Below are 16,011 nucleotides of genomic sequence, written 5' to 3'. Positions count from 1 at the left end.
TTTTTGTTCAAAAATCCGGGCTAATGCTTTAAAAATCAGAGGTCCATGAATAATCGTTCTTCATCCGCGATGCTCTGGATATCCTCCGAGCTGATGCTGATATACTGATAGCCCTCTGCCTGTTGTTTTTTCAATGCAAGTTCCTTCATAAAACGTGGGCTGCCCTCTCCCGCATCCTCATCGTAAACAAGCAATAAACCGTCTGTTTTGCGGAAAAGGAGTTCATCCCGTGCCTTGAGTTGCCATATTCCCTGATAAGGCTGGCGGCTGACTACTCCCACATAGTCAACTTCGGCACAAATCTGCTGAAAATATTCCTTTTTGTCCTCTTTCCATTTTTCTTCCATATTTTGATGAGCCATCATAATAGAGCATTTGAGGTGGGGATATTGCTGTTTTAGTGCAGTAACGACCTCACAGGCCCACAAGTCCACTCCGTATTGGCCGGGGGTAATCACCCATTCCAACCCTTCTTCTACCAGGGGAATAAGCCTGCCTGCAATCGCCTTTTTAATATATGGAATGCCTTCGTGCTTCTGATTGAAAATATTCAGCTCATGGGCACGATAGCCCGAAACAAGCAAGTTTTTCATCTTCTCAACGTCCTTCTCCGATTATCATAAAGGTTATTGTACCACTTCAGAGCAGACCACTAAATACTTCGTTTTTTGGAGGAACGAATTGAATATAACGCAAAAGACGAACCTCTTCCAATTGAGCTGGATCAGGTTCGTCTTTTGGAGTTTGGTCTAGTTCTGAATGGATGGTTTACCCATCGCTATTATCCTTTTCCATTCCCTATCACTCCTCAGACGATTTTATGCGGACATCTTTAATTCTAATGTTGCTACTAAATATACCAGCATCACTACTTAGCTTGAATGACGGGTAACCAGGGTCTGCCTCAAGCCGCATTCTGCCATCGAACTGCTGCTCCTGCTGCTGATCTACCCAAAAAGAATAAGGCTCAGACTGAACTGCTTTATCAGTTGCATTCGGCGTAGTGACAACCAAAATGACAAGTACGCCATTGCATCCGCAATCCTCGGTGTCATAAAACAACTTGAACATTCCCGATCGTCCTGAAAGGGCCAATTCTAGCCTTTCAACGGACAAGGAATCCAATTCTAAATGTATGCTCATGAGATGAATTCTCTCCTTTGTAAGTGAGATGTTTGGAGCCGTCAGCTCCATAAAGACTAAATTTTAACTATGTGTTCATTATAGTCATGTTTTCGTATGTGTCTATGTGACTGCACTCACTGCTATCAATGAACTCTTACATAAAAAGGCAACCCGATTACACTGGGTCACCTCCGTCATCTCTCATCTTATCTAAACCAACATTCTAGTCACAACTTCTATCCTTTGTAAAAAGGATTATGACCTGTGCCTTTGCCCGATGGCATCGCCCCAGGCACACCGTCCGCTTCAAGCAGCGGACGGATTATGAGCTTCACCGGCCACTCCCTACTCTCGAATACCGCTTGGAACAGTTCGGCCCGGTCAGCTTCGGGAAGCGGCACTACCCGTAGCGCTTCCTTCCACGCCTGCTCGGTGATATCCCATAACTTTGCTTCAGGGATAGGATACACCTCGCTTAGCGCTTCCATAATCGCGGCCAGGTTCACCTGCGTGCCCAGCGACTGCACGTAGAAGATCAGCTTGCGGATCGTCTCATTATACAAGCTGTTCGAGTATCCTGGCCGGATATGATAACCCGGGTCCGCAATGCCGTGTTTGTCCAGATACGGCTGATGCAAACGTACGGAGTCGTGGTCACGGAATAATAGGCCGTTCACCCGTCCGTTCCGCAGGACCACGCAGCAGTTCTGACCGTGAATTTCGGGTACAACGCCTACCTTGAACAGCCGCATTACTACATCATAGAATAACACCGTCAGATTGGTGTAGAATCCTATAACCTCTTCACTGGTTAACTCTCTGCCCAGCAGATCGGATAACATATGGCGACCTTCCAGTGTCACCCCAAGCGCAGCCATGGGAATGACCTGCACACCTTCTTCCAGCAACTTTGGCGGATAGATGCGAATCTGGGCGGCCAGATGGCGAGGATGATCATCGAACAATCCCATGGATTCCGGCATGTATCCCCACCAGTTCCGTTCCTCGCAGAGCCACACTTTACCTGTGAGCGATTCATCGCAAGCCACCGCCTGTCGTAACATCTTCTCCCCAGCCAGACCATTTAGCAGCTTCACCACCGGGAGATAGCGGGCGGCCCCGAGAGATAACACACTGACCGGAAGCTTGAGCATCTGTGTGGATTCTTCCATCGGGGCCATCGAGCGCAGGGACGATGTCGCCTGAACCTCTCCCAATTCAATATCCAGTACAACGATGGTACCGTCCGCGATCTCTCCGTTGAAACGTGGCAAGATGATATGTTCCATCTGCCATGGATGTACTGGCATGGGCATGTATTCTTGCAGATTCAGGCCCTTCCGGGCCAATTCTGCTTCCAGCCTGCTGCGCTGTTCTTCATCCAGTACATCCAGTGTGGACATCCCTTCCTCACATCCCTGTTGTACGGCATCCCAACGCACCGCCACCCATCGCAGCGGGATCTCCTTCCTGAATTCCGCTGCATACCGGGTCACATCTGCTTCTGTGAACCCCACCTTTGCTTTGGAGGTGGGGTGAAATGGACGATCTCGCAGCGCTGCCACCTGCTCTCCCTTGATAAACCAATCGTAGGCATGGAACGGAACTCGTTCTCTCAGACGTTGTACCTGCTGGAGTCCCAGTGCCAATTGCTCGGTGGCTATTTTCACGCCTGCCAAGAACTCCGCAACCCCGGGATGCGCGTATGCTTCATCCGAAAGTGTCATCCGAAGCACAGCCTGTCCTACGACTGCCGGAGATTCAAGAAGCTTCCAGCCTCCATCCGGTGTCTCTCCATAGACGGGTGAACCCTGTACCCATTGATATCCCTGCCTTTTGCCTGCTTTCACCAGAAACAAAATCCCTTTCTGATGCAGCATAAGCTGTCCACTATGTCTACCTGCCCCATTCTCATCCTGCTTATCCTTACCTGCGACATTGCCGTCGGTTCCGTTCCCCGTTCCCCATCCGCTCTGCGAAGGACCTCCATTACCATCCCCCAGAACCATTCGGCGGAACGGTTCAGGTGAAGTAGAGAGTTCAATGAACGGATGCCCTTCCAGCGGTAGCAATTGCTCGGCTAGAAATGCATTGATCAGATCCTCCATAATCCGGCGCTCAGCGTCTTGCAGACTGGAACGCTTCATCACTGTTGACATGGTTGTTGTCCTCCGTTAAATAATGGAATGCCGGGTGCGGATGGCCCAGAAAATCATGATGCGAAATGGTCCAGCAATAAGCTCCCGACTTCTCAAACACAACAATATCGCCTACACGCAGCCGCTCTACTTCCGCATCCGAATGCATACGATCCTTGGGCGTACACAGTTCTCCAACTATGTGAACTTTGCTGTTCCATACCTCTGGTCTTGCAAACGAATGCCCCCAACGGTCCGTAGATATAATGTGAAACGGATGGTTGTGTCCCCATGATGCAGGCAGACGATTATGATGTGTACCTCCTCTTAACACGGCAAAATGCTGACCATGCGATGTTTTGATATCCGTAACCTCTGCCGCATAATAACCGTGGTCAGCGACAAGCATGCGACCTGGCTCGAAATACAACTGTATGCCGCGTGAAGCAAGGCGCCCTCTGGCTTCACTTCGCTCAATCAGGGATGTGAACAGGGACCAGTCGAACCCAGGGCTCCCATCATAGGTGACGCCAAACCCGCCTCCGGCGTTAATTACTTCAAGATGCAGGTCATATGCCTGCTGCCACATCTCCGCCTTTTGCAAATACAGCTCAATCATCTCGGCATGTAGTCTCGCGTCCACATTGTTCGATAACGAGTGAAAATGGAATCCGCATAAACGCACCGTACCCGCGCCTTCCTCATGAATAACCCGGACTGCTTCCTCCACGCTCTCCTCATCCAAGCCGAATGGACTCGGACCGCCGCCCATTACAATCCGGGTCAGTGGCAATGTGCTGCTTCTCAGATTGATCCGCAGCAGAATGCGGACTTCCTGCTCTCTCTTTGTAGCAATGGCGATGACACGCCGGAGTTCCAGCAGGCTCTCCACATGAATGAAACTCACCTTGTGCTCGATAGCCTGCTTCAACTCATTCTCCTTTTTCCCTGGACCGCCAAACAGGATTGGAACCTCGCTACTTACACTCCTCACCTTGAGCAACTCACCAATGGAAGCTACCTCGAACCCGTGAACCCAGGGCAGCAAAGCCTCAATAATTCGGGGATCCGGATTGGCCTTTATGGCATAGAAGATCCGCGTGCCTTTGGACAGCGTGTGCAGCATGTGACGGACCTGCTCCCGAATACCAGCCAGATCGTAGACATAAGCACATACCGGGTCTTCACTGTCCCTTTGCAGTTCATGAATCATATTCCATACGCTTGATTTCATGTCAGTCCACCCGCATTTCCATAGTCATTCCGTTTCTGTTCGTACGCCCGAAAAGCCGTATTCCGGTCATCGCCCAACACGTATATGTATACCCCCCGATTGGCCCACAGCGCCATGCCTTCCTTGTTTCTGACCACTGTTGCATACGGTACCTGACACTGCTTTGCCGCTTCATGTAGTGCACCTAGCGAACGCTGCACGTCTGGATGTTCCGTCTGCCACGGTACGCCAAGTGATTGCGACAGGTCTGCCGCCCCCTCTAGTACCCAGCTCACCTGGGGATGAGACAGTATGCTCACACTTTGCCGGACGCCCTCCACACTTTCGATCATAGGTACAACCATCACCTGTTTATTCGCTTCCTGAATATACCCGGTGAGTGGATACTTGCCGAACACCCCTGGTCGCCCACTGTTCAGACTCCGCATGCCAAGCGGATGAAAATACGCATGACGAACCGCTTCCTCCACCTGTTCCCGCTGTTCCACATGAGGAATGACAATGCCTTGTGCGCCACAGTCCAATACCTTTAGAATCTCTGTTCGCTCTACCTTCGAGATGCGTACCAGCGGGGTCATTCCTGCCAGCTCCGTAGCACGAACCAGTTCTTCCACCGATTCCATATTCGTTGCGGCATGTTCCAGGTCGATAATTACAAAATCATACTCTGCATGTCCAATCATCTCAATGATGACCGGATGTGGGATAGAGACAAAGAGGCCAAACACCGGCTGTTTACGTTCAATTTTCTCCTTCAGCGTGTTGGTTCTCATCCGAGAACGTCCTTCGCCAGCTTCAGCGGATTGCTGGCCTTACGGAAATACAGTTCCCCATCCCCATACAGGCGGCGCTTGGTCATCTCTTCAATCAGCGCATCCTCGGCAAAAAGATCAAACCACTCGAACCGTTCCTCGTACTCCGGATGCTCCCGCTGATAGTCTACAATCGTGGCCGCGCACAGCTGCCAGAACGCTTCTTCCGTCAGACCGAAATTCTCCAGCGTCAGCGCAATATCCGTCATGCAGATAAAAAAGAACGCATCATACGTATAGTCCCGGACTTCCGACACGTCACCCGCGTAGATAAAGGAATACCGATTAAACTTGCGATGGGTCTCCGGTTCGGGGTGCAGCTTGGGGGCTCGTTCTGGATTCAGCAGCTTCTCAGGTACATAGCGGACACCATCATGAAGGTCCTTGATGATGATCCGTTTCGGCAGATCATTTTCCAGCACCAAAATGATATTCTGGGCATGCGATTCCAGCGCGATGCCGTGTGCATAGAGCAGATGAATAATAGGCAGCGATACCGTTCGAACGAGGGCTTCACTCCACTTCTGAATGCCATGATGCTCAACTGTACCCTGGATAAACGGTACCCCGTTCGACTGTACCAGCATAAGTGCATTTAAGGGCCAGGCTGTCTCGCCTTCTTGCAGATGAACAGATACATTTTCACGCCAGATCGCCCCTATTGTGCCATACGCCCGTCCATACTGGATTGCAGGCAAGTTCTCATACCGGAGCGAGAGTCCCATGATCTCTTTCAGAATGGAAAACTCTTCTCGTTGCAACAACTCATCCTCTTGAATGAGTGCTTCCAGCCAGTCGCTGATTAGCGGTGCATTCTGGGTCGTGTGCTGTGCCAAAATGCGTATGCTCGATGTATTGGTAATACTCAGCGACAGCTTGAGATACGGTGCCTTCGAATTCACCCGGTTCGACAGGGAACGAATGGACTGCTGGGCGCGATAGGTTGAGTCCGAAGGGCCGAGAAAAACGATATCTCTGTCCATTCGTTGCCGGGCAAACACCGATTCCAGCTGGTGTTCCCACTGCCACGGATGAACAGGAATGAATATATAGCGTTTACCCTCCGTGTCTTCCGACTGAAGTATCCGATTAAATCGGCTGATATCCTCTTCTGTGAGATGTTGTCTCACCAACTGTTCTGACGTGTAGCCTGTGGAAAGAGCCGTTTGCACAAGTCCTTCTTTCACGGCAATCCAGTATACGGTCACATCCGAGTTAAACTCTGGACCGTAAGCAAGATTGTCTTTTAGGGTGAAGCCGAGCCTCGACTTGTAGCTGGGATGGTAGAGATGACCGTCGCTCATATGGCTTTCGAGGGCATCATAGTGTAGGTCTTCACCCGGAATCTTCTCAGGCAGCAAAGCCCGGCACTGGCTGTCCTTCACCATCGTCTCCAGCAATTCCTGAATGAAGGCCGCCACATTCGCACCCTCCAGAAGGTTCAGCACCATTTCCTCCAGAAACAGATCCAGATCGGTGCAGGGAACGCCCTCTCTTCGAATCGAGCCCTTCGCCACCTTCACTCGGCCAAATGAAAATTTTCGCTCTGCCTCACAGCTGTATGTCACAGCCTGTCCTGACGTACTCCGCCCCACAGTACACCATTCGTTTCCCCCCACCTTACAGTCAAGGATACCCTCGAACCACATGGCTTCCAGCGCCTGCCGCATGATCCGTTCCTGTACATCCGTGTATACTGCCGTCTTGTGACCTTTCTCAGCCCTGTACCCTATGAACCCCACGCCACTTCACTCCCTATTCGGTTCATTATATTTCTCACCGGCACATACGCCGGGGTCTGACTGATCCCCCTGAGACAGCTCACCAGATTTTGTTTCGCCAGAAAACTGTCCGCGGTCAGCAAATGCTGCACGTACACGTTTCCGGTTCGATCTAGTTCCTTCACCAGCACCTCACGGACCTCTGCCCAGAAATACTCCTCCGGTAAGTTCACATCCCTTGCCATCGCATGAATGAGGGAACCCAGATGATTGATGATAAAGTAATAGGATGTCCTCGCCCAAGCCTTGTCCCGTGAATAAAACAGCAATCTGGAGGGAGCGGTATCCTCCTCATGGATCAGCTCCGCATCGACACTGACTCCTTCCAAGTCACGCACGATAAATGCCTCAGGCATTCCGTCCCTTAGCGTCACGAGAGTATTTTGCAAGTGAGCTTCAAAGTGAATGCCGCGCTCTCCAGCCGCTCGTACAATGGGCAGCAAAGACAAGGTCAGATAACGTGCAAACCAGCGCTCGGCTTCAGCACGTACGCCACCCAGCATCGTCATAAGTCGTGATCGCATTCCCGGCAAGGGGGCTTCTACCAGACTCGACAGGACATATGTACACTCCGGGTCAAACTCAATCGGTCTGTATGCGACGGTAAACAGACTCGTTAATTCTCCCTCCTGAAAGTCACAAGTGGCTACACCTGTCTCATAGGCAATCTGCGTATGCTGATCTGCACCGAAGCAATTCTGCTGCCTGACGTACCTGGAGGCGTCCAGCGTCCTTCGCATCTGCTCCGCACTATTGGTGCGAATCATGTTGGTAATCTGCATGTTCAGCGACAGCTTGATATTGCAATTCAGCTCTGGAATATAGACGGTGCGTACCGAGGAGGTCGGGTAGGCCTTCGGCCCGCCGCTGCCCATCGGAATGAGTTTCTTGTCCAGAATATACTGCTGGACCTCGGACAAGCCCAACACGTACGCATACTGCCAGGGATGGATAGGCAGTAGTTCATACTCATCCCCATGCTCACCGCACTCTGCTTCCCAAGCTTGTTCCACATGCCCGTGCAGGCTGGCATGCAGTTTGATCCTAGTGTGATCATCCACCCATTCCTGCATGTACACATCCTTCCTCACAGCAACGTAACAGAGTTGGAACGAGGTACGCAGTTCTGGGCTGTACATCCGTACGTCGTGTTCGGTGAAGCCTTTGGAGTTTTTCGGAAACGGGTGAAAGGGATGACCATATACCAGAGACTGTTCAGAAGTACAGTAATCATACATGCCAAGTCCAGCAGCCTGCTCGATATACAGCGCAAGATTATTCACGCTGTTGTCTACCTTTTCCGCAAAATCACGCACATCAGCCGCATGGGTCATTCTGCCTTGCTCATGCCGGTTGTTTCCATACGCCGTGTCTTCACTCAGCTCCCGTGTGATCCAGCGAACCAGGTCCTGATAATGCACCGCTTGCCCGCGCTGTTGTACGCTTCGGTACTCATGCTCTCCCATAGCCGAGTAATACGCTAATTGTCCGGTTATCGTCACCCCGCTGGCCTGAAAAGCAACTGCGTACGTCATCGCATTCGGATCAATCTGAATGTCGCCCTCCTTCTCCACCGCAAGCTCTCGGATATAACAATTGAGTAGCAGCTTACAAGAGTGTGTATTCGCCTGCTGCTCTGCTTCAGACCTGAGCCTGTTTTCCATCTCGAACAATGTTGCCAACCTTCTTTCGGGTTATAAATAAAACGAGGGACAAGGTCACAGGATGGCACAGCCGAGCCCCATACTAATCTCTTTCAGTGCCACCCATCTGGCCGTATCTGCTGGTGTTCTGACCCGTTGAACCATTAGCAGACCCATCATCCAGAGTACCTACACTTTTGACCAGTAGCGGAATGCTGGATGGATGCCACCGCTTGCAGCGGGCAGGCACGTACATTCGAATATACCGACCACACCATAGGAGCAAGAACAACGCAAAACGCAAGCGGTCCATTGAGCCAGATCAGGCAATGAACTGCTCTTATTCTGCAATCGACTTTTTGAAATGATGTTCCATCTGAAAAAGATACTCCAGGTACAACCGGACGACATCACGTGTGGTCCCCCCAAAGGGGAAGACATGGTGGGTCAGGTCCGGCAATGCGTTGACTTCCAGAATGCCTCCCTGATCTGCTGTCAGCGGCTGGCGGATATCCTCACAACGGATATCAATGCCAGCCACATCAATCCGGAGGGCTCCTGCGGCCTCAATTGCCATTTGTGCATTGTCAGGAAAAATCGCTTCCGTACAGTCCATATAAAATTCACTGATGTTCCCGGCGGCCGAATTGCGAAGATCATATAGCTCGATCTCTCTTCCTGCCGCAGGTACCTCCTCCAGTGTGATTCCCTGTCCAAGCAGAACGTTTCGCAAAGGCTCTGCGTCTTCATCAATCTTGGGAAAGGCCTCGAACTTCCCTATACTGGTAGGCTGGATTCGCTGCTGGTTCAACATTCGAATCAACGCCCGTATGGTTGAGGTGCCGTCCCCTTTTACATAGACAGGTCGATACTCATTTACTGCCGCCACTTCCCCGTTAATGACCAGTACCCTGTAATCTACACCCGTTACGAATTGCTGCAGCATGATGCTGTTACTATGGGGACCCGCCCGGGCAATAGCCGCTTCCAGTTCCTCGTTTGTTCGAACGTCCAGTGTCACACCTGCACTGCCGCTTGCGTCCAGCGGCTTCACTACAACGGAACGATGCAGTTTCAGAAACTCCGTTGCCTTGTCACCCATTGCCTCGATAACGATAAACGGCGGCACAGGCATTCCCCGCTCATGCAGTAGCATATTACAAACCTGCTTGTTCTTGGCGAGTAGTCCAGCGATCAAGGGTAGACGATGCGATCTGGTTTTATTAATGACTCTGCGCTTATCCCCATAGGATAATTCCAAAAAATCTTCACATTCTGCGAGAAGTGGCTCGCAGGTCATTCCCAGTTCTCTTGCTTTGCTTATGATGAGTCGGTTTTGCAGATTATGAATTCCTTTCGGAAACAATGAAAATCCTCCCCGACCGAATGAAGGCGTTCGCTCCTGGTTGTGCTTTCATCGGATTGATTTGATAGAAATAATATTGATAATGATTATCAGTTTCAAACAAAATCTATTTTATGGCAATTTCAGTCACCTTGTCAATAATAAGCTTTTCAGGAAAAATAAGATGGTTTTTGCAGGGAGAGAATCCCCAAATGAAGGAATGTTCATGGAACAATGGGCACAACAAATAAGACAAGCTCTGAATTTCGTTATGTCATAAGCTTGCCTGTGCTATTCGCTGTATTGAGATGCAATGAAGTATAGGCTGGGGATGTGGATGATGATCATTGGCATTAATGCTTTAATTTGGGGCAGGTTGAGCAGTAATCTTGTGGATCATCTGCAGCGAGATAATAGAAACAACAGGTTGTGCGTACACGAATGGGTGTATCTGAAGCAGCTGTTGCCCGCTTGGGTGTGTTAAACTGCTTGAGCGGATTACGGGATTCACCGAAGAGATGTGCAGATGCATCACGAATTAGATAATGGAAGTCCTCTTCGACACGCTGTTTTTCTTCAGGCGTGGCTCCTTCAGCAAATTTGTTCTCATAGAGCCAGTATACATAAATGGCCGTGTTCTCCCACAGAACTGAACGGGAAATCCGGGTTGCTTTGGACAGCGATTGCCACACCTTGGCCAGATTACCGGCGAACATCTGTTCAATCACCTGATCTCTCCATTTGCCACGCTGATCCGCCTCTGGTGAGGTCGTCTGCCAATCGGTCAGACGAGCCTTGGGGAGCCACGCCTCCCCCTGATAACTGGATTCGATCGTGCCGTTGGTAATCTCATAATTCAGGCCTTTGTTGAAGCGTGACATGGCATAGAGGCCCGAAGCCAAAATCAAGTAAGCATACCGTTTAGCAAAGAGAGATACAGTAGCCGTTTGGGAGTCCGTCTCAAAGATGCTACTAACTCCTTGCAAATAGTTCAGGCTTTTGGACGGGTCCAGCAAGTCCGTAAATGGCATCGAAAATGTGCGATCTGTCGAAGGCTCCCAGGTCAGACGGTATTCGGCAGCCAAGGACTGCATCTCTTGATCGTTAAGCCAAGTTGCTGTAGCGTTTGGTTTCATTTAACTTCCTTCCCTTCCCGTGCGGAATGCACATTGGTGTGCCAAATAGCGGATCAACCGCAATGTCGCACTCCATCTGGAAGACCGCGCGGACCATGTCCTGCGTAACAATGTCTTCCGGTTTTCCTTCCGCGTAAATGGACTTGTTGTGGACAGCCACAATATGGTGAGCATAGCGACACGCAAGATTCAGATCATGAAGGACCATCACTATGGTGCGTCCCTCCTGTTCATTCAAATCGAACAGTAGATCCAGAATATCAATCTGATGGGTCATATCCAGATAAGTCGTTGGTTCATCCAGCAGCAGGGTTTCTGTTCCCTGTGCGAGTGTCATCGCAATCCAGGCGCGTTGGCGTTGTCCGCCAGATAATGCGTCCACGGGCCGATCAGCCAGAGCAGTCAGATGTGTGGATTCCAGCGCGAGCCTGACCATGCGTTCGTCCTCGCAAGACCACTGTTTCAGCCATGTCTGGTGTGGGTACCGTCCTTGCCGAACCAGTTGGTTTACCGTCAGTCCCTCTGGAGCAGAAGGACCTTGCGGCAGAATGGACATACGTCTTGAAATTTCCTTGGTAGGCAACTTCGCAATCTCCTCGCCATCCAGCAGCACCGAGCCTGAACTGGACTTCAGCAGTCGCGCCATCGTTCGCAGTAAGGTGGACTTCCCGCAACCGTTGCTGCCAATCAGGACAGTAGTTTTCCCCTTGGGAATAGTCAGGTTCAGATTCTCAATAATAGGCTCTGCGCCATAGGCGATCGTAAGGTCTTTGGCTTCCAGAATACTCACGGCATTCTCCTCCTCAAAACTGATTTCGATTCTTGAACAACAGATACAGGAAAAACGGTGCTCCTACCCCAGCGGTAAATACCCCTGCCGGAACATCGAGCGGTAGAAATACCGTACGGGCAATCAGATCAGCAGCAAATACAAGCAGGGCACCAACCAGTCCCGAAACGATGAGCATGCTGCCAAACATGCGCCCTACCAGCTTCCGGGCAATATGCGGGGCAATCAGACCGACAAAACCAATCGTCCCAGCGACAGCAACAGCCCCCCCAGCCAGCAGTACACTGCACAGTAGCAGTGCCGAACGATGACGCTGTACAGTGACCCCCAGCCCGGTGGCCAGATCATCCCCGAATTCCTGTGCGTTCAGACTGCGGGCAAACCAGATCGCCACCGGAAGCACGATTACAATCACCGGGATGATCGTTCTGACATCGGTCCATGATGCTCCATACACACTCCCCGTCAGCCAGATATACGCCTGACCAGCCGTATAGAATGGACTAAGGATCAGCATGAAGGTCGTCCCGGCCCCCGTAATGGCTGACACTCCGATTCCGATCAACACCAGTCGAATCGGACTAACTCCTTTTTTCCAGGCAAGAAGATATATGATGATTGTGGTAATCATCGCGCCCATAATGGCAAACAGCGGCAACAGCTTGATACTGATGGTTCCACCCAGCAGGGTGACAAAACCCACAGCGGCAACGGCAGCTCCTCCCGTTATCCCGATCACATCCGGTGAAGCGAGCGGATTACGGATAATCCCCTGCAAGAGGGCACCGGACATGCCCAGTGCTGCACCAACAAGCAACGATAACAGCACACGCGGCAGCCTTAGCGTCAACACGACAAAGTCATGATCGCCTGCGCCCAGTCCGAAGATAGTCTGCAGCACATTCAGCGGAGATATGAAATCATTACCCACACTGGTTCCTAGAACGGATGCAATCAATACCAAAACCAAACAGATTCCGATGATGAACAGCGATTTGCGCTCCATTTGCAAAGATAACGTATCTTTTTTATTGCGAAAAGTAATCATCTTCCTCATATCTTCGTCCCCCCCTTGCGGGCAATATAGACGAAGAAGGGACCACCAATGAGTGCTGTCATAACGCCAAGCGGAACTTCCTGCGGCATGATGATCAGTCGTGCAACAACGTCCGCCGCCAATAACAAAATGGCGCCGCCCAGAATGCAGTAGGGAACAAGCCAGCGGTAGTCGTTGCCAACAAACGCCCGCATGATATGTGGTACAACTAATCCTACCAGACCAATCGAACCGGCCACCGCAACAGAACCACCGGCCAGCAATACCGTAACGACTCCCATAAGCACCTTAACCAGTAGCACATTCTGTCCCATGCCTTTGGCGATATCATCACCGGTCAAGAGCAGATTGATCGCCCGGCCCATAAACAGGGATACTACAGTGGCAACCGTCATATATGGCAGTACAGGATACAGCATGTCGAGTGTCCGACCGCTCACTGAACCTGCAAGCCAGAACAACACGTCCTGTAATCCCGTTCCATCCAGCACCAGGATTGCCTGTGTGAACGAAGCAAAAAGTGCAGAGATAGCGGTACCTGCCAGCACAATCTTGATGGGAGTCAGACCATCACGACCGATGGACCCAAGCGCATACACAATCACTGTTGCAATGGTTGCCCCGGCAAAACCAAACCACATCATCGTACTGAGCGAGGACACCGACAGCACCACGATGGCAATAACGATAAAAAAGATGGCGCCCGCATTGATCCCAAACACACTTGGTGAAGCGAGCGGATTACGAGTTAGCGCTTGCATGAGTCCTCCCGCCACCGCCAAACTTGCACCAACAACAGCGGCAATAATTGTGCGTGGTAATCGTTCCGTCAGAAGTACGACATGCTCCACTGAGCTTTCGTCATAGTGTTGTAGTGCATCCACTGCTATTTGAAATGTTATGTGTGTGCGTCCCAGTATCATGCTGGCTACACAGGCGAGTAATAGCAAAATGAATAAGCCGGATAGTCCATACATCTTCGTACTTGCCTTCGTAAAAAGGGGAAACATATTCTCACTCTTTCATCCGTGAAATGCAAAAAGACCTGCCTGCCCATACGCTTCGTATACGAATGTCCTGGTACATGGCAAGTCTTGCTCCCATTAGTTCAGATTGAACTGCTTGTATAGATCGTCCAGCATCATGTTGGCCGATGTGTATCCGCCCCCCATGTTCCAGGCCACTTCATCAACCTGTACCAGCTGGTTATTCTTCACCGCATCGAGATTTTTCCAGAGCGGACTGCTGGTCCAATCCTTATAATTTTTCTCAATAGCTTCTGTTTCCGTACCTGAATTAAAGTTGAAGATCATATCTGCGTTCATATCCGGGATGTTCTCTTTCGAAGTCAACTCCACACCCCAGGTGTCTTCATCATGTCCAGGCGGTCTGGTAAATCCAAGCTCTTTCAAAATTTTTCCGGCGTATCCCATATAGAAAATGCGAACCTGATCGGCTCTGAAATTCGTAATAGTCGCTTCAATGGGAAGACGGTCACCCATTTTGTCTTTGAAATCCGCTACCCTTGCATCCCAATCGGCAAGCAACTTGTCCGACTGTTCCTTCATATTCATGGCTTCACCAGCCGTCTTAACCGTCTCTTTCCAGTCAAACAACGTCTCGGTAACTACCGTTGGAGCAATCTGGGACAGTTGATCATAGATATCCTCATGTCTTGTTTTGGTGGCAATGATTAGATCCGGCTTCAACTTGTTGATCTCTTCCAGATTCGGCTGTGATTCCTGACCTACTTGCGTCACTCCATCCAGATCCGCTTTCAAATATTTGTATACGGGTTGCTGTACCCAGGATTCCACAACACCCGTTGGCTTCACACCAAGTGCAACAACAACATCATTGGCACCCTGGAACAAGGTTACAATCCTCTTCGGAGTTCCCTTAATTGTCGTTTCACCCATGGCATGTTTGATAACTCTGGTCTGCTCGTCCGCACCACTGCCTACTGTATTGCTCTTATTACCACTTGCAGACTTGCTTGAAGGGTCAGTTGTCCCTGTAGTTCCACCCGAGGCACAACCAGCCAGCACCGATATCATCAGAATAAGTGCTATATAAATATGTAGCTTTTTTGTCAATCCAAACATGTAGCCCAACTCCCCCTTTTCATCCTAATTGATATTAAAAATCATTATCAATTGTATTGTAATTCAGTTGAGTACATTGTTCAAGCATATTGATACTGCTGCGGAAGAACTCCCCATGCCTCTAGTTTCATGTTGAAAATCTCCTTGTACAGTAAAGGCTTGGATGAATACAAAATGCTCAGTATACAAAAAGGTGTAACCCTCCATAGTTGTTGGGTTACACCTTTATAAGTAATTCATGACCTGTCTTCAACAGACAGCGATCGCAGACAAACATACCGATTAAGGTGTATGTCTGCCTACATATTGATAAGTACCTTTCGGGTATGCAATCCACTCATCCCGCTGATTAAAAATGGGCGAGCCACCCGATATACCTTGTCTACGAACAAATGTCCCTCCTTGAGGAAACAATTGATCCTGCGAATGAGGCTCTCCAATCACATCTACTACAGTTTCATGATATTTCAGAACATATGCGACCGTATTAAATTCACTTGGATTATAAAAATGACCCTCTTGATTAAAATAGGCAACATTCGTGACATCCATGAAATCATAAAAGATGCTGTTTATGATCAGATACGGTATTACTGGATTAGCCGGATATAGTGCTATGCTGGATACGTTCATGCGGTTCGTGTTTTTCATGAATTGGTGAACCTCCAACTCATATCCTTCTATTTTATGAGAGAAGTCACATTCTCGGTTGTAAAACAATTGCAGCACGATGCGACCGTCTCCACCATCGACATATTGTGAAAAAAACAAAAGAAATGCCTCCTGTGGTTCCTGATGAACCTGAAATATAGTCGCTCTGCCAGCAATCCTACGACCTACTTAAG

At 50.0% G+C, this 16,011-nt stretch carries 14 protein-coding genes; all 14 read right to left on the bottom strand.

Annotation, left to right across the window (positions count from 1 at the left end):
* Window positions 1-35: 35 nt before the first annotated feature.
* Complete coding sequence (locus tag KAI37_RS04620) at window positions 36-593, bottom strand: SLOG family protein (protein ID WP_076293389.1); 558 nt, start codon at window positions 591-593, stop codon at window positions 36-38.
* Window positions 594-801: 208 nt separating this feature from the next.
* Window positions 802-1,143, bottom strand: coding sequence for an iron-sulfur cluster biosynthesis family protein (locus KAI37_RS04615; RefSeq protein ID WP_076293388.1), 342 nt, complete (start codon window positions 1,141-1,143; stop codon window positions 802-804).
* A gap of 218 nt (window positions 1,144-1,361) precedes the next feature.
* A complete protein-coding gene (locus tag KAI37_RS04610) occupies window positions 1,362-3,284 on the bottom strand; it encodes an IucA/IucC family protein (RefSeq protein ID WP_220030817.1) in 1,923 nt (640 codons plus the stop codon).
* The gene (locus KAI37_RS04605) at window positions 3,244-4,497 is read right to left on the bottom strand and encodes a type III PLP-dependent enzyme (RefSeq protein ID WP_220030816.1); all 1,254 of its coding nucleotides are present in this window, start codon (window positions 4,495-4,497) and stop codon (window positions 3,244-3,246) included. Before KAI37_RS04605 ends, KAI37_RS04610 begins: the two co-directional genes overlap by 41 nt.
* A complete protein-coding gene (locus tag KAI37_RS04600) occupies window positions 4,494-5,270 on the bottom strand; it encodes an HpcH/HpaI aldolase family protein (RefSeq protein ID WP_220030815.1) in 777 nt (258 codons plus the stop codon). The genes KAI37_RS04605 and KAI37_RS04600 overlap by 4 nt, the downstream gene beginning before the upstream one ends.
* Window positions 5,267-7,051: an IucA/IucC family protein gene (locus KAI37_RS04595; protein ID WP_220030814.1), complete on the bottom strand. Its 1,785-nt coding sequence runs from the start codon at window positions 7,049-7,051 to the stop codon at window positions 5,267-5,269. The genes KAI37_RS04600 and KAI37_RS04595 overlap by 4 nt, the downstream gene beginning before the upstream one ends.
* Window positions 7,039-8,754 carry an IucA/IucC family protein gene (locus KAI37_RS04590; protein ID WP_258383077.1) on the bottom strand — a complete coding sequence of 572 codons (1,716 nt, stop codon included), beginning with the start codon at window positions 8,752-8,754 and terminating at the stop codon, window positions 7,039-7,041. Before KAI37_RS04590 ends, KAI37_RS04595 begins: the two co-directional genes overlap by 13 nt.
* Before the next feature lie 319 nt (window positions 8,755-9,073).
* The gene (locus tag KAI37_RS04585) at window positions 9,074-10,099 is read right to left on the bottom strand and encodes an ATP-grasp domain-containing protein (protein WP_076293382.1); all 1,026 of its coding nucleotides are present in this window, start codon (window positions 10,097-10,099) and stop codon (window positions 9,074-9,076) included.
* Between the two features lie 332 nt (window positions 10,100-10,431).
* Window positions 10,432-11,214 (bottom strand): IucA/IucC family C-terminal-domain containing protein, encoded by a 783-nt coding sequence (locus tag KAI37_RS04580; RefSeq protein ID WP_076293381.1) that lies wholly within the window; start codon window positions 11,212-11,214, stop codon window positions 10,432-10,434.
* Window positions 11,183-12,004 (bottom strand): ABC transporter ATP-binding protein, encoded by an 822-nt coding sequence (locus tag KAI37_RS04575; protein WP_071639709.1) that lies wholly within the window; start codon window positions 12,002-12,004, stop codon window positions 11,183-11,185. The genes KAI37_RS04580 and KAI37_RS04575 overlap by 32 nt, the downstream gene beginning before the upstream one ends.
* Before the next feature lie 13 nt (window positions 12,005-12,017).
* Complete coding sequence (locus KAI37_RS04570) at window positions 12,018-13,061, bottom strand: FecCD family ABC transporter permease (protein ID WP_071639708.1); 1,044 nt, start codon at window positions 13,059-13,061, stop codon at window positions 12,018-12,020.
* The gene (locus KAI37_RS04565; protein ID WP_025722912.1) at window positions 13,058-14,071 is read right to left on the bottom strand and encodes a FecCD family ABC transporter permease; all 1,014 of its coding nucleotides are present in this window, start codon (window positions 14,069-14,071) and stop codon (window positions 13,058-13,060) included. Before KAI37_RS04565 ends, KAI37_RS04570 begins: the two co-directional genes overlap by 4 nt.
* Before the next feature lie 93 nt (window positions 14,072-14,164).
* Window positions 14,165-15,166, bottom strand: coding sequence for an ABC transporter substrate-binding protein (locus KAI37_RS04560; protein ID WP_069081282.1), 1,002 nt, complete (start codon window positions 15,164-15,166; stop codon window positions 14,165-14,167).
* A gap of 282 nt (window positions 15,167-15,448) precedes the next feature.
* Window positions 15,449-15,937: an RTX toxin gene (locus KAI37_RS04555; protein ID WP_220030812.1), complete on the bottom strand. Its 489-nt coding sequence runs from the start codon at window positions 15,935-15,937 to the stop codon at window positions 15,449-15,451.
* Between the last annotated feature and the right edge of the window lie 74 nt (window positions 15,938-16,011).

Source organism: Paenibacillus sp. S25 (genome assembly GCF_019454085.1).
In the GTDB taxonomy this organism is placed as follows: domain Bacteria; phylum Bacillota; class Bacilli; order Paenibacillales; family Paenibacillaceae; genus Paenibacillus; species Paenibacillus polymyxa_B.
Note: the sequence above shows the minus strand (reverse complement) of the source record. Positions and strands in the feature narration are given on the sequence as shown.